Here is a 13,553-nt window from a genome sequence, read left to right on the forward strand (position 1 = left end):
CTTATGAACAAAGAAAAAAAGTTAAAAATATTTTTAGTAATATTAATTTTTTTACTTATTAATTATGTTACATATAGGTGTTTTTTCTTTTCTAGATATAATAATTTGTTAGCACAAAAAGAAGAGTTCACACAAAAAGAGGACAAGATAAAAAAATTAAAATTAACAGAGAAGAAAATAAAAGAGATAAAAAAAGAGAATGAAAAGCTAAAAAAAGATATAGAATTAATGAATAAACTTACATCTAACCAAATAGATACGCCTCAATTAATATATGATTTTTATTATTCATGTATTAAGTATGGTATAAACGGAGAAGAAATGAAGTTCGATCTATTTACATTAGATAATAAGTATGAGAAGGATGGAAAAGATGAAAAACAAGAGAAAAATAAAGCAGAAGATAAAAATAAGAAGAGTGTAAACAGTTCAAAAGAAAAAGATAATTCTTCTGAGATAAATTATATATCTGATGATATTGTTAGATTATCACTAACCTTAAAAGTAAGCGGTAATAAATATAAGATAGAGAAATATATAAATAATTTAAATGGTATTACTGAAAGAAAGCTGAATGTAAAAAGTGTAAGGCTTTTTTCAAAGATAGAAGAAGAAAGCAAAAGGGAAGATGAATTGATAATCAATAATAATTTAGAAAACAAGGAAGATATAAATTTCAATAATGGGGGGAATAAGGATAAAGAGGATTTTGAGGAAAATAATAATTCATTAAAAAAAGATAGTTTTATTTTAGTAAAGGACGAGGTAATATCATGTGAAATAGTATTTTATCAGTATATAAGGGTAAGTGAAGAAAACTATGATTCTATTAAAAATTATAGCTTTTATAATAAAAAAATAGGGTTTAGATCTATAGGAGATATGTTTGGAAGTAAAAAAAGGAGTAGATAATATGGGAAACTATTTAGTAATTTATTATGTTTTTTCTTTTATAATGGGGAGTATAATAGGTAGTTTCTTAAATGTATGTATATATAGAATACCTAGAGAGGAGAGTTTAGCATATCCCTCTTCTCATTGCCCAAAGTGTAATAATAAATTGAAATGGAGAGATTTGATTCCAATAATAAGTTATATGTTTCTAAAAGGTAAGTGTAGATATTGTAAAGAAAAAATAGGAGTTAGGTATCCTTTGATTGAGCTTTTTACAGGAATAGTATATTTAATAGTGGCCATTGAATATGGGGTCTCATTAAACTATTTAAAATATGTAACATTACTTTCTATATTAATTGTTATTAGTTTCATCGATATGCAGACAATGGATGTATACTTTAGCATTACAGTAACAGGTGTTATTTTTGGATTGATTTTTTTAGTTACACAAGGTATCTTGCAAAATTATATTTTAAAAGATTATATATATTATATTTTAGGAGGCATAGTTCCTGCAGGAATAATATCATTAATAATATTATTAACAGGAGGTATGGGCTGGGGAGATGTAGAGATATGCTTTATTTCAGGTATATTTCTTGGATTAAAAAGGTCTCTTCTTATGTTTTTATTATCATTTATAATAGGAACCGTAATTTCTCTAGGGCTTATTTTGTGTGAAAAAAAGACAAGAAAGGATCCTATTCCTTTTGGTCCATTTATTGCATTAGGAACATTATGCACATTAATCTTTGGAGATAATATATTATTATGGTATTTAAGTTTTATATAAAAAATTAAAAGTTTTGCATAAAATGATTGACAAACTTCAAAATTACAAATAAAATAATGTAAACAAGTTGTTTAATAATGTATATTCTACTCATATATTCCCTGAATATGGCAGGGAGTATCTACCGGGAGCCGTAAATTCCCGACTATGGGTGAAATTTGAGTCTGCCTATGTAGACATGCTAATTTCACTTATGGTTATAAGAAAAATCAGCATGTTTTTTTTCATATAGGTAAATATAAATATAGTGTTAAATTATAATAAAGGAGTGGACACAATGGCAATCATATTAAAAAAGGGTTATACTTTTGATGACGTTTTACTTATGCCTAACAAATCTGAAATATTACCTAAAGATGCAAGTTTAGCTACAAATTTAACTAAAAAAATAAAATTAAATATACCGCTAATGAGTGCAGGTATGGATACCGTTACTGAATCAAAGATGGCTATTGCTATAGCAAGAGAAGGTGGCATTGGTATAATACATAAAAATATGACTATAGAACAGCAGGCAGCTGAAGTTGATAGAGTAAAAAGACAAGAAAATGGAGTAATTACAGATCCATTCTTTTTAGCACCAGAAAATACTATACAAGATGCTTTAGACTTAATGAGCAGATATAGAATTTCCGGAATTCCAGTAACAGTAGATGGCAAATTAGTTGGCATAATAACTAATAGGGATATAGTATTTGAAACAGATTATTCTAAAAAGATTTCCGAGGTTATGACAAAAGAAAATTTAATAACTGCCCCAGAAAATACTACTATAGATGAAGCTAAAGAAATATTAATGAAACATAAGATAGAAAAACTTCCATTAGTAGATGCGGATAATAATTTAAGAGGACTTATTACTATAAAAGATATAGAAAAAGTAAGAAAATTCCCTAATAGTGCTAAGGATGAAAAAGGAAGACTTTTATGTGGTGCGGCTGTAGGTATAACAAAGGATATGTTAGAAAGAGTAAAAGCTTTAGTAGATGCTAATGTAGATGTAATAACTCTTGATACTGCTCATGGTCATTCTCAAGGAGTATTAAATGGAGTGAAAATAATAAAAGAAAAATATCCTGAACTTCAAATTATTGCAGGAAATGTTGCAACAGCTGAAGCTACAAGAGATTTAATTCTTGCAGGAGCTGATTGTGTAAAGGTAGGTATAGGACCAGGTTCTATTTGTACTACTAGAGTTGTAGCAGGAGTAGGAGTACCTCAATTAACTGCAGTTATGGATTGTGTAGAAGAAGCTAATAAATATGGAGTTCCTATTATAGCAGATGGTGGACTTAAATATTCAGGAGATATAGTGAAGGCTTTAGCAGCTGGTGCTAAGATTTGTATGTTAGGTTCAATGTTTGCAGGTTGTGAAGAATCACCAGGAGAAACAGAAATATATCAGGGAAGAAGCTACAAGGTATATAGAGGAATGGGTTCATTAGCGGCTATGGCTTGTGGTAGTAGAGATAGATATTTCCAAGAAGAAGGCAAAAAGTTAGTACCAGAAGGAGTAGAAGGAAGAGTACCATATAAAGGACTTGTTTCAGAGACTATATTCCAATTAATTGGTGGAATACGTTCAGGTATGGGATATTTGGGAGCTAAAACTTTAGAAGATCTATATAAAACAGCAAGATTTGTTGAACAAACATCATCAGGACTTAGAGAAAGTCATCCACATGACATATCAATAACAAAAGAAGCACCAAACTATAGTGTTAATCAATAATTTGGAGGTTAATTATGGAAAGAGAATTAGTTCTTGTAGTTGATTTCGGAGGACAATACAATCAGCTTATAGCTAGACGTGTTAGAGAAAATAATGTTTACTGTGAAATAATCCCATATAATTATACAATAGAACAAATAAAAGAAAAAAATCCTAAGGGAATAATTTTTACAGGTGGACCTAACAGTGTTTATGGAGATAATACTCCAAAAGTAGATAAAGAAATATTTAATTTGGGAATTCCTGTGCTTGGTATATGTTATGGACAACAGTTAACTTCATATACTTTAGGTGGAAAAGTTCAAAGTGCGGAAATTAGAGAATATGGAAAAACTGACGTTAAATTAGATAATACTTGTCTTTTATTTAATGAAATTGAAGAAAGCGGAGTATGCTGGATGAGTCATACAGACTTTGTATCAGAAGCTCCAGAGGGTTTTAAAATAGTAGGAACAACTTCACAGTGTCCAGTAGCAGCTATGGCTAATGAAGAAAAGAAAATATATGGTGTACAGTTCCATCCAGAAGTTGAACACACTCCTTTTGGTAGAAAAATGTTATCAAACTTCTTATTTAGAGTATGCGGATTAAAGGGAGATTGGTCAATGACTTCCTTCGCAGAAGAAAAAATAGCTAAGATAAAAGAATTAGTTGGAGATAAGAAGGTAATTTGTGCACTTTCAGGTGGAGTTGATTCATCTGTTGCAGCTGTACTTGTACACAAAGCTATTGGAAAACAGTTAACTTGCATATTTGTTGATCATGGCTTACTTAGAAAAGATGAAGGAGATCAGGTAGAAAGAGTATTTAAACAGCAGTTTGATATGAACTTAATAAGAGTAAATGCTCAAGATAGATTCTTAGGTAAACTAAAGGGTGTATCTGATCCTGAAAGAAAGAGAAAAATTATAGGTGAAGAATTTATAAGGGTATTTGAAGAAGAAGCTAACAAACTAGGAGAAATACATTTCTTAGTTCAAGGAACTATATATGCAGACGTAGTTGAAAGTGGAACTAATACTTCAGCTACTATAAAGAGTCATCACAATGTAGGAGGACTTCCAGAAGACCTACAATTTAAACTTATAGAGCCTTTAAGAGAATTATTTAAAGATGAAGTTAGAGCTGTTGGAGAAGAGCTTGGAATACCTCATAAATTAGTATGGAGACAGCCTTTCCCAGGACCAGGTCTTGCTATAAGAGTTTTAGGTGAAGTTACGGAAGAAAAATTAGAAATAGTAAGAGAAGCAGATGCTATATTCAGAGAAGAAGTAGCTAATGCAGGTCTTGAAGAAAAGATATGGCAGTACTTTGCTTGTCTTCCAAACATTCAATCTGTAGGAGTTATGGGAGATGAAAGAACATATTGTCATACAATAGCTTTAAGAGCAGTAACATCTTCAGATGGAATGACTTCAGATTGGGCAAGAATACCTTATGAAGTATTAGATAAAGTTTCAAGAAGAATTGTAAATGAAGTTAAATTAGTTAACAGAATTGTTTACGACGTAACTTCAAAACCACCTGCTACTATCGAGTGGGAATAGGATATATAAAGTTCGCAAGCCTTATGAAATAAGGGTTTGCGGACTTTTCTTTTATGCTGTGATTCTAATTTGATTCTACTTTAATTTTTCAAGGGCATCTACTACTTTATTTTGCTTATTAGGATACAAATGAGAGTATGTATTTAATGTAGTTTCTATCTTTTCATGGCCTAACCGTTCAGCTATTAATAAAGGTGTGAAGCCAAGCTCAACCAATAAGGAGGCATGGCTATGCCTCAAATCATGGAGCCTGATTCTTTTGACGTTGGCTTTTTTACAACCTCTATCCATTTCATGATGCAAGAAGTACTTAGTGAAGGGGAATATCCTATCATTAGGCTTAACATCATAGAGGGTGTTAGTATAGCTCTTCAAATCTTCACATAAGAAATCTGTTATTGGTATAACTCTATTGCTCTTTGGTGTTTTAGGAGCTGTTACTACATCCTCTTTTCCCAATCTTTGTATAGATTTATTAATAGTTATAGTCTTGTTATCAAAATCTATATCAGCTAGAGTAAGAGCCATTAATTCTCCAATCCTCATGCCTGTCCAATATAAAGTTTCAAAAGCTATTTTTGATTGAGGCTTGTCTTCGACACACTCTATAAATTTCATATATTCATCCTTTGTCCAAAACAACATCTCTTCAGCATTTTTCTTACCCATACTGCCGGCTTTATGACAAGGATTCTCTTTTAAATCATAGTACTTAACAGCATAATTAAATATAGCAACTAACTGATTGTTAATTGCTTTAAGGTAGGTTTCAGAATAGTCCTTTTCATCCTTCATCAACTTATTTTGCCACTTTCTTATATGTGTAGCCTTTATTGTATTTATAGGCATGTTTTTAAAGTAAGGAAGGATCTTTAACTCTATCATATATTTCTTATTAGCTATAGTAGATTTCCTAAGCCTATTCTCCATATCTTCAAAATATAATTCCACTAAAGACCCGAAGGACATATCCGGATTGGCTTGCTGTTTACTCAGAAACTCTCTTTCCCACTCTAATGCTTCTCCCTTTTTTTTAAAACCTCTTTTAAGTTTCTTCTTCTTTTCACCTGTCCAAGTAGTGTAATAAAACTGTACATACCAGGTGCCTTGTTTTTCATCTTTATAAGCAGGAATAATAATCACCCCCATAAATAGCAGGATAATAATATTATTGATATTTTTTTATTATTTCCATCAACATGAATCGCATATAGGACTTAAAATGCTCACGTAAATTTTCAAAATCATGAATAGGAACTTTTACAGTAGTATTATTATATGTTATTAAATAACATGTTTCTTTTATATCACAATTAGCGCAATATCTTTCTGTGTCATTAAGTTTGCAGCTAATAACTTCTGGGTTATCTTCTTTAATGCAATTAATCTCTTCTAAATTACAGCCAAGTAATTTTAGTTCTTCTTTAAATAATCTTAATTCATCTAACTGTTTTTGAAGTTTATCATATCCAAGCAGATAGGTAACAGTTGTATCTAAAGTTTCTGCAATCTTTTCTACAATACTATGAGGTATTTCCACATCTCCGCTTTCATATTTTTGTATTGAACTAAGTGATTTATCTAATATGTTGGCTAATTGAGTTTGGGTAATATTTTTGCTTTTTCTTTTTTCTTTTATGCGGCTGCCTATGGTTTCTTTATTCATTCTTCTCACCACCTTCTTAAAATAATATATCATTATGCGTAATTAAATTCAATAAAAAATATAAAAAAATATTTACAAGTGTAATTTAATTATATATAATTTAATTAAGTTAATATTAATTTAAAAAATAATAATACGTATTTTAATTATGTATACAAGAGGTGATTACATGAGAATTGATAACAAAAAAATTGAAATTGCTATGGCTAAAGCATGCCTTAGTGTAAATGAACTGTCAAAGCAGTCAGGAGTTAACATCGTTACGTTAACTAAATTAAGAAAGGGTAATCAGGAATTAATGCCTAAAACAGTGGGAAAGCTTTCGAAAGCACTAGGCGTTCCAGTAGAAGAACTTATTCAAAAATAAACTTGAAACATATTGATATTTAAAAGTATCAATTTGGGTAATACGTATTAGGAGGCATGAGGAAAATGAGCTATTTAACAGTTACAGATGTTAGAAGGATTTTAGGAATAAGCGCATCAAAAGCATATGTGATAATTAGACAGCTTAATAATGAATTGAAGGAAAAAGGATATATTGTTGTTGCTGGAAAGGTACCTAAAAAGTATTTTATGGAAAAGTATTATTGTGATGTAGATGAATTAAAACAACAACTGAAAGCTATGTAATCATAGAGAGCAAATAGCTTTCTTAGATGTCAAATCCGACATGTAGTTTAATGGAATTATATTTACATAGAGAGGATGGTAGCAATGTTAATTAAGACAGGTAAGGACAGATTTGAAAATTTAGATTATGATTTTGCAGAAAAAAACCAAGGCATTATGAATTCAGACAACTATAAAGACTTATTTAATTTTGATGCATCTTATGATAGTGATTCAGATAAAGTTTCTGAGTTTATGGATAAATTAATAAAATTTATAAGAGCTGAGAAATCAGATTGGGGTAATAAGGAGATTTATTTAAGTTTTGATGATATAGAATATCTGGTTACCAGTGCAAAGATTTTGCATGATAGATATGCTGCTGGGCGATTTTAGTTAAGCTGATACATTTAATTTTTATAAGCGTGTATGGATTAAAGGCTCTTTTGCAATTTTGCAGAGGGGCCTAAATTCAACTGTAAAACTACAAAAGGGGTAATACTCATGCATTATATATTTGAACATAAAGAGGATTGTGCTGTTGTTTCACCTGTACTTGCAAAAGCTATTGGTCTTAATGAAGCTATAATTCTTCAAAAACTTAATGATTTGATGGAACATAAGAAAAACGATAGTAGGTATTTTAAAGAAGGTTCTATTTGGATCAATCAATCTGTATCGGAATTATGTGAGAGGTACTTTCCTTATATGAGTTTAAGTACTGTAAAAAGAGCTATAACCAGATTGAAGAAGCAGAATTTAATTAAGATAAAGAGATTTTATAGTGAAGAAGCAAAGAATAATACTAACTGGTATTCCTTAAATCATGAAGCTATTGAAAACATGATTGTAATAGAAAATAAGACTACAGAGCTGGAAGAGTCATTCGTTTTAGGAAAGGGTCAAAATGAACCAATAACTGATGAGTTATTGATTAGGGAATTAGAAGAGATAGAAATATAAAGATTAGTTAACAAGAAGCTTATGAAAGAAAAAATAACAGGTTCAAAATGATCTAATTTATGGATGAATAAAGTAAGATGAGGTATCTTGATATTTTTAAAAGTGATGAAAAATCATTAATAGATAATAGACAAGTTTCAAAGATTATAGGTGAGTAGTATGAGCATTAATTTGGAGGTATCAGAAATTATATAAAAACTACTATGACTCTACAATTTTGCAGAGTCATAGTAGTTTTGTATAAAGTGTTCACATAAATATTTAAAATAAAGATAAGCTTTTTTATTTATTAACTAAATTAGAATTATACTTAGTATTAAATAACATGATAGGAGAAAAGGTTTTTTATTTGCGCAGCATATATTACAAAGTTTATGAAATACAGGAACAACTTAAGTTAAGAGAATTAAATTGTACACAAACATATGCTGATGCTTTAAGGTTCGCTGCGGAAATAGAAGATAGAAGACAAAATAAATAAGAGTTAAATTTCCAGTAAAAGAGTATTTTCTCTATGGGGTGACCCTTATTACTATATAGGTATACTATATAAAGCTAGTAATATCAATGGCTTTGAAGCATTTTGAGTGCTTCAAAGCCTAACTGGAAATAAGAATAGGAGGTACTGATATGGCAATAGATAAAGTAAGCACATATATAACCAATGTATCTCTAGTTAAGGATAAATTATTTAAAGAGAGATATAGGGAGAATTGGTTTTATAAAGAGAATTATAATAGATGTCTTTCTTATTATTACAAGTATATAGATGGAATCTTCCTCAAATATATGCCTATGCATAAGGATGATCTTCTTTATATTGATTTTAATCCGGTTTATCTTCTTCAAAATGATAATATAGCTTCTATATACTCCTGCAATATACAGCAGCTGCATAGTATTATTAGAGATAAATTGAAATTGGTAATAGATATAAGTGTAGTGCCTAATCTTAGATATTGGATGGTTTCTTATTATGAGAATAACATAAATATCATTAAAGACAGCGATGAGATTAATGCACTATATAATGTGATTTCGAAGCTAGAAAACATAGGTAAGTTGAAGAAAGATATAAGTGAAGGAGGTGGCACTATATATTTTTTTAATGGGAAAGATATGGAGAACAGTGATTTCATAATTAGGATATACTTAAAGCTTAGACAAATATCTAATACAAATCCAGAAAAGCAAATAGATGATTATTATGATAGTGATTTAGTATGTTTAAAAGCTGGACAGGATATATTACGCATAGAAGTTTCTTTAAAAAGAGACAGAATATATAAGCTTTTTAAACCTATTGTAACAAAGTTTACGAGTGATGGCAAAGCTACTGAGCTTGAAATAGAACCTTCCTCAAGACCTGTAGCTATATTAGAGGAAGTATTCGATTTTAACAGCCAGGTAAATATTATGAATAAGGTTTTAAAACTACTTCATTTAGATAAGACAATGACTACAAAGATTAAACTTTTCTCAGTTATAAATGGTAGTAGTTTAAGTAAAAATGAGAAGCATACAGCTAAATTGGTATTGAATTATTTAAATAAAGTACCACATATTAAAGTACCTGCAGAATCTACAATATTGAAGTATAAAAGATGGATATTATCAAAAGGATATCATTATATATATGCTGATGTCGAGATAAAGCCTATTTCCATAGACGATATAATAAAACACCTCCCAAAGAAACAACAGGATTGTATAAAAGTATATAGAAATAGTAATATTTATTATGACCTTTGGAGTAGCTATATGCCCTCTAGAATATATTGAATTAGCATAGGTAATATAAAAATATCTTTTAATTAAATAGGTCTTAAATAAAGCGTATAACGCTTTAAATAGCATAATATATAAGGAGAAGCCCCCTCACAAATATAAATATGAGGGAGCTTTTGTTTTTATAATTACTACTAAGTTACATTGCTGTTGAGAAGCAGGTATTATATATAGCTTGGCTCATTTTGAACCTGCCATAAGTATTACATAGCAATGTCTATAATTATTAATCATATTTGTGTCATTTTGATACATAGGTTCATTTTGATCATCAGTATACCTTAGTGCAAAGAGAGTAGCTATAAAGATAACATCACAAAACACCAGAGGGTCATTTTGAACCAATTCTATGTTGATATATGTCTATAAAGATTTTTAGATAAATATTTATCTATATATATTTGTCTATAAATGTTTGTCTACATTATAGACATTTGTAGATGATTACATAGGAATAGCCTTTTTGCTATTACTTTAAGAGAATAATATTTTTGATTTATGATATAGCAGGTGGAATGGTACTTTCAGGGTTTACTGCTTAAGTCACTATAATAGCATAAACGTATTTTAATAAGTAGTTGTATCCTTTTGATCCTCATTGAAATCATATATTTCTTCAATAAGCTTAGTAAAGAAGTTATAGGATTCAATTATCATAGGCTTAAACTCCTTCATTTTTATTTCTAATTCTTCTCTTCCAAGCTCAGTAATGGCATAATACTTCTTATCTTCCTCTATCTTTATGTTCTCAATAAGGTTGTTTGCTGTGAGCTTGTTTAAAATAGGATATAGAGTTCCATGTGATGGCTTCCAAACAGCAGATCCTATTGTGTCTTGCAGGAAGGATAGTATTTCTTTGCCATATAGAGGTCTGTTTTGTTTGGCTAATACATGAAGGATGTAGAAAGATAAGAAGTTTGAACTAGACATCTTAGTAGGGAAAAGTCTTGTGTATTCAGCCTTATAGTCATGCTTAGGATTAATCTTCTTAAGACCTTTCTGATTAATTAGAGTTGAAGTTTTAATAGATTTTTCAGTTGATTTCATTATGAATCCTCCTTTATATATAAATATTAATGGTTATTCAATACTTTAAATAAGGGTGAGCTTTATGAAGGTTTAAGCATACTTATAAAAAGTTAAAAAAGAACCACCAGTGCCCTGCTAAGGGCTAAATCTTTAATCTGCAAAAGGAAGATGAATAGTTAAAAAATGGTTTATGGTATAAGCCAAATTAGATGAAGCTGTTGTGAATTAAGCCGAAGGCTTTGGATAGGTCAAAATGAACCATGTAATTCTATAGAGGGGTGGGGCATGAAACTAAGAATTGGATTTTGATTTATATAGCCTGGTACCGAGAGAAAATATATGTGATTTTATAACTATATAAGTGAGTTGAAGCTAAATATTATACAGATAGATATTTATAATTTTAAGTATTTTGGTATAATATTAATTGGATAGAGCCGTTGGCTTCTGTCAGTGCTGTAATATTAATCCGAGAACAAGTAGTTGGAGCTACTTGTTTTCTTTTTAGTTATATATTTTTTTAAGATAAAACATATTGATAGTTGCTATTAGATAAACTATGTAGGGGTGCGTCAAATTCGACTCAGGGTATAGCATATATGAGGACACGTCTTTAAAAAGTTTCAATTAATATTATTAATACAGATAATAAATGCAAGAAACCAAACCTGTAATTAATTATGATAGAAATGGTTATGTCGGATTTGACATTTAACTTATACAGGAAAACATTTAGAAGCTAATTGCTTTCCTGTGTAAATTAATTTTTAATAGGCATTTTGAATAAAGTTATTACCATTTAATTGTACTTAAAAATATTATCTAATCTCTTCTTTTGAGATATTTATCTGGTAATGTACAAGCCTGCTTAAATACTCGGACTTCTAATATTTCTATGTTATAGTTTTTGATTTCTTCCCCAATATTAATGGATACTGTTTGCTTATTGAGCTTCATTATTTCTTCCTTTAGTTTTTCGTTATGATCGCGAAAGTACATTGGGGATAAGCCTAAACCAAGTCTTACCTGTATATTTTCTTCACCTTCAAATCCTAATGCAATAGCAGTAAGTATACAAATCTTATATTCATCACTACTATAATCAGTTAAAATAATATTCTGAGGTCTCGAACTATCACCAATTGTATAAGTCTTATCCATCCAAGTAACCTGGAAAGAGTCTAAGCTTGAATTAGAAGTCTTTTCGCCAAGATAGACATTACTTGGAAATATAATACCAGTGTTTGTCTTTACAAATGATTTACCTATATCCACAGCCAGTACAGTGTCAAGTTTTTTTGTTAGTTCCTCTCTTTGATCTTCGTTAAGTAGAAACATTAATTCATATACACTCATTCTCTTATCTCCTTTATGATTTTTTGACATTAAAGTTGTTCCTATGAAAATTAAAACTTTCAGCAGCAATGATATGCTTGCACTTTTTTCTTTGCCACCAATGTTGCAGCTTAAAGAAGCGGCAGGTACATGTGCAAAGCTCTAAATCAACAGTATAATATATATTTTTATCTTTACTACTTTGAGCTAAAAAAATATTATCGTTGATGTATTTAACATTGATTTTCTTTGATCTATACTCAGTATACTTATCTAAGAATGGTTCTTGGCTTAGATAGTGAGCTTTGCGATTAAGATTTCTTGGAATCCATTTTAATTCTATATTTTGAAAATTAGACATAAGATTGATGATATTAAGCACATATTCAGGTGGCTTTCTTTTGGTCTTTTTCACACCTCCAATTAGTATTTTATTCACTTTATCAATTACATCTTGGTTGTCCCCACAAATAGTAATAATATCATCCTTTTTACAAAGTTCTGCAAGCTTTAATAAAGACTTAATAATGGCTTGACCTTCGGCAAAATTAGAATCCCCAAAAGGTCCAATACATTCAGAAAAAAGAAACTCTTCAGATGTTGTTGTGTTCACTATTTGAATACCTATAGTCATTCCTATTGCTTCATTGTTGCTTGCATCAAAATTACAAATCAATTCGTTCATCAAACACCTCCTTAGTTATTAAAATAATATTTTGAATATGATACAGCAACTTAACAATACATCATATTACATTAAAAGTCAACAATGTAAAATATATGTCAAATACGACAGTTTTTAATAAATTATATGTAAACAGGTGAGATCAAATTAGCAATATTTACAATATTTGTGTGATATGTTGAATGTTTTCGTCAAAACGAATAAAATATTATTATATACACCAAAAAGTAGAGGTGCACTAAATATGATCGAATATATAACTACTCAAGAGGCAGCAGATAAATGGGGAATTACTGCAAGGCGGGTTCAACTATTGTGTTCACAGGGGCGTATTGAAGGAGCAGTTAAAAAAGCTTCTGTTTGGCTTATACCACAGGAGGTTGAGAAACCTGTAGATGGACGAGCTGGACGTAAGGCTTCCAGAAAGAAAGAGGATATTAGTAAAAATAAAGGGTTTAACGCAGAATAACACTATTAGTTCAAATAAACAGCTGTTTTATAATTTA

The 13,553-nt window shown here is 29.8% G+C and carries 16 protein-coding genes and 1 riboswitch; of the genes, 11 read left to right on the top strand and 5 right to left on the bottom strand.

Translation table 11 applies throughout. The annotated features are described in order from the left end of the window. The first annotated feature begins 3 nt into the window (after positions 1-3). The 4 genes from T514_RS0122155 (at position 4) to guaA (ending at position 4,969) form a co-directional block, all read left to right on the top strand. A complete protein-coding gene (locus T514_RS0122155; RefSeq protein ID WP_027626698.1) occupies positions 4-912 on the top strand; it encodes a hypothetical protein in 909 nt (302 codons plus the stop codon). Between the two features lies 1 nt (position 913). Then, entirely contained in the window at positions 914-1,690 is a 777-nt protein-coding gene (locus tag T514_RS0122160; protein WP_034870112.1) for a prepilin peptidase, read from the top strand. A gap of 70 nt (positions 1,691-1,760) precedes the next feature. Then, positions 1,761-1,858, top strand: a riboswitch (purine riboswitch). A gap of 109 nt (positions 1,859-1,967) precedes the next feature. Beyond that, positions 1,968-3,422, top strand: coding sequence for an IMP dehydrogenase (guaB, locus tag T514_RS0122165; protein WP_027626700.1), 1,455 nt, complete (start codon positions 1,968-1,970; stop codon positions 3,420-3,422). Positions 3,423-3,436: 14 nt separating this feature from the next. Further along, positions 3,437-4,969, top strand: a complete 1,533-nt coding sequence (gene guaA, locus T514_RS0122170) for a glutamine-hydrolyzing GMP synthase (RefSeq protein ID WP_027626701.1) — start codon at positions 3,437-3,439, stop codon at positions 4,967-4,969. 75 nt (positions 4,970-5,044) lie between these two features. Here the strand turns inward: guaA and T514_RS0122175 are convergent, their stop codons facing one another. Then, entirely contained in the window at positions 5,045-6,103 is a 1,059-nt protein-coding gene (locus tag T514_RS0122175; protein ID WP_027626702.1) for a tyrosine-type recombinase/integrase, read from the bottom strand. A gap of 34 nt (positions 6,104-6,137) precedes the next feature. Further along, on the bottom strand, positions 6,138-6,635 hold the full coding sequence (locus T514_RS25980) for a helix-turn-helix domain-containing protein (RefSeq protein ID WP_051542259.1): 498 nt from the start codon (positions 6,633-6,635) through the stop codon (positions 6,138-6,140). Positions 6,636-6,804: 169 nt separating this feature from the next. On the opposite strand from T514_RS25980, the gene T514_RS25395 reads away from it, so the two are divergent. The 6 genes from T514_RS25395 to T514_RS0122215 all read left to right on the top strand — a co-directional run bounded on the left by T514_RS25395 (position 6,805) and on the right by T514_RS0122215 (position 9,992). Continuing rightward, positions 6,805-7,002: a helix-turn-helix domain-containing protein gene (locus tag T514_RS25395; protein WP_034870055.1), complete on the top strand. Its 198-nt coding sequence runs from the start codon at positions 6,805-6,807 to the stop codon at positions 7,000-7,002. A gap of 65 nt (positions 7,003-7,067) precedes the next feature. Next, positions 7,068-7,268 (top strand): hypothetical protein, encoded by a 201-nt coding sequence (locus T514_RS25400; RefSeq protein WP_034870057.1) that lies wholly within the window; start codon positions 7,068-7,070, stop codon positions 7,266-7,268. An 84-nt stretch (positions 7,269-7,352) separates the two neighbouring features. Next, positions 7,353-7,643, top strand: coding sequence for a hypothetical protein (locus tag T514_RS0122195; RefSeq protein WP_027626703.1), 291 nt, complete (start codon positions 7,353-7,355; stop codon positions 7,641-7,643). Between the two features lie 108 nt (positions 7,644-7,751). Continuing rightward, positions 7,752-8,210, top strand: coding sequence for a hypothetical protein (locus T514_RS0122200; RefSeq protein WP_027626704.1), 459 nt, complete (start codon positions 7,752-7,754; stop codon positions 8,208-8,210). A 325-nt stretch (positions 8,211-8,535) separates the two neighbouring features. Continuing rightward, a complete protein-coding gene (locus tag T514_RS27120) occupies positions 8,536-8,691 on the top strand; it encodes a hypothetical protein (RefSeq protein ID WP_169735844.1) in 156 nt (51 codons plus the stop codon). A 149-nt stretch (positions 8,692-8,840) separates the two neighbouring features. Next, on the top strand, positions 8,841-9,992 hold the full coding sequence (locus T514_RS0122215) for a hypothetical protein (RefSeq protein WP_027626705.1): 1,152 nt from the start codon (positions 8,841-8,843) through the stop codon (positions 9,990-9,992). 573 nt (positions 9,993-10,565) lie between these two features. Here the strand turns inward: T514_RS0122215 and T514_RS25405 are convergent. The 3 genes from T514_RS25405 to T514_RS0122230 form a co-directional block, all read right to left on the bottom strand. Then, complete coding sequence (locus tag T514_RS25405; protein ID WP_051542261.1) at positions 10,566-11,045, bottom strand: PadR family transcriptional regulator; 480 nt, start codon at positions 11,043-11,045, stop codon at positions 10,566-10,568. A gap of 804 nt (positions 11,046-11,849) precedes the next feature. Further along, positions 11,850-12,413, bottom strand: coding sequence for a ParM/StbA family protein (locus T514_RS0122225; protein ID WP_027626706.1), 564 nt, complete (start codon positions 12,411-12,413; stop codon positions 11,850-11,852). After that, positions 12,397-13,047 carry a reverse transcriptase-like protein gene (locus T514_RS0122230; protein ID WP_027626707.1) on the bottom strand — a complete coding sequence of 217 codons (651 nt, stop codon included), beginning with the start codon at positions 13,045-13,047 and terminating at the stop codon, positions 12,397-12,399. Before T514_RS0122230 ends, T514_RS0122225 begins: the two co-directional genes overlap by 17 nt. A gap of 244 nt (positions 13,048-13,291) precedes the next feature. Here T514_RS0122230 and T514_RS25410 point away from each other — a divergent pair, with 244 nt between their 5' ends. Next, positions 13,292-13,516 (top strand): DNA-binding protein, encoded by a 225-nt coding sequence (locus T514_RS25410; protein WP_394903505.1) that lies wholly within the window; start codon positions 13,292-13,294, stop codon positions 13,514-13,516. The last annotated feature ends 37 nt before the right edge of the window (positions 13,517-13,553 follow it).

The organism is Clostridium lundense DSM 17049 (genome assembly GCF_000619945.1).
GTDB classification, from domain to species: Bacteria; Bacillota; Clostridia; order Clostridiales; family Clostridiaceae; genus Clostridium_AO; species Clostridium_AO lundense.

Coding starts and splice junctions, on each gene's coding strand:
- T514_RS0122155 (WP_027626698.1), top strand. CDS start 4: ATGAACAAAGAAAAAAAGTTAAAAATATTTTTAGTAATATTAATTTTT.
- T514_RS0122160 (WP_034870112.1), top strand. CDS start 914: ATGGGAAACTATTTAGTAATTTATTATGTTTTTTCTTTTATAATGGGG.
- guaB (WP_027626700.1), top strand. CDS start 1,968: ATGGCAATCATATTAAAAAAGGGTTATACTTTTGATGACGTTTTACTT.
- guaA (WP_027626701.1), top strand. CDS start 3,437: ATGGAAAGAGAATTAGTTCTTGTAGTTGATTTCGGAGGACAATACAAT.
- T514_RS25980 (WP_051542259.1), bottom strand. CDS start 6,635: ATGAATAAAGAAACCATAGGCAGCCGCATAAAAGAAAAAAGAAAAAGC.
- T514_RS25395 (WP_034870055.1), top strand. CDS start 6,805: ATGAGAATTGATAACAAAAAAATTGAAATTGCTATGGCTAAAGCATGC.
- T514_RS25400 (WP_034870057.1), top strand. CDS start 7,068: ATGAGCTATTTAACAGTTACAGATGTTAGAAGGATTTTAGGAATAAGC.
- T514_RS0122195 (WP_027626703.1), top strand. CDS start 7,353: ATGTTAATTAAGACAGGTAAGGACAGATTTGAAAATTTAGATTATGAT.
- T514_RS0122200 (WP_027626704.1), top strand. CDS start 7,752: ATGCATTATATATTTGAACATAAAGAGGATTGTGCTGTTGTTTCACCT.
- T514_RS27120 (WP_169735844.1), top strand. CDS start 8,536: ATGATAGGAGAAAAGGTTTTTTATTTGCGCAGCATATATTACAAAGTT.
- T514_RS0122215 (WP_027626705.1), top strand. CDS start 8,841: ATGGCAATAGATAAAGTAAGCACATATATAACCAATGTATCTCTAGTT.
- T514_RS25405 (WP_051542261.1), bottom strand. CDS start 11,045: ATGAAATCAACTGAAAAATCTATTAAAACTTCAACTCTAATTAATCAG.
- T514_RS0122225 (WP_027626706.1), bottom strand. CDS start 12,413: ATGTCAAAAAATCATAAAGGAGATAAGAGAATGAGTGTATATGAATTA.
- T514_RS0122230 (WP_027626707.1), bottom strand. CDS start 13,047: ATGAACGAATTGATTTGTAATTTTGATGCAAGCAACAATGAAGCAATA.
- T514_RS25410 (WP_394903505.1), top strand. CDS start 13,292: ATGATCGAATATATAACTACTCAAGAGGCAGCAGATAAATGGGGAATT.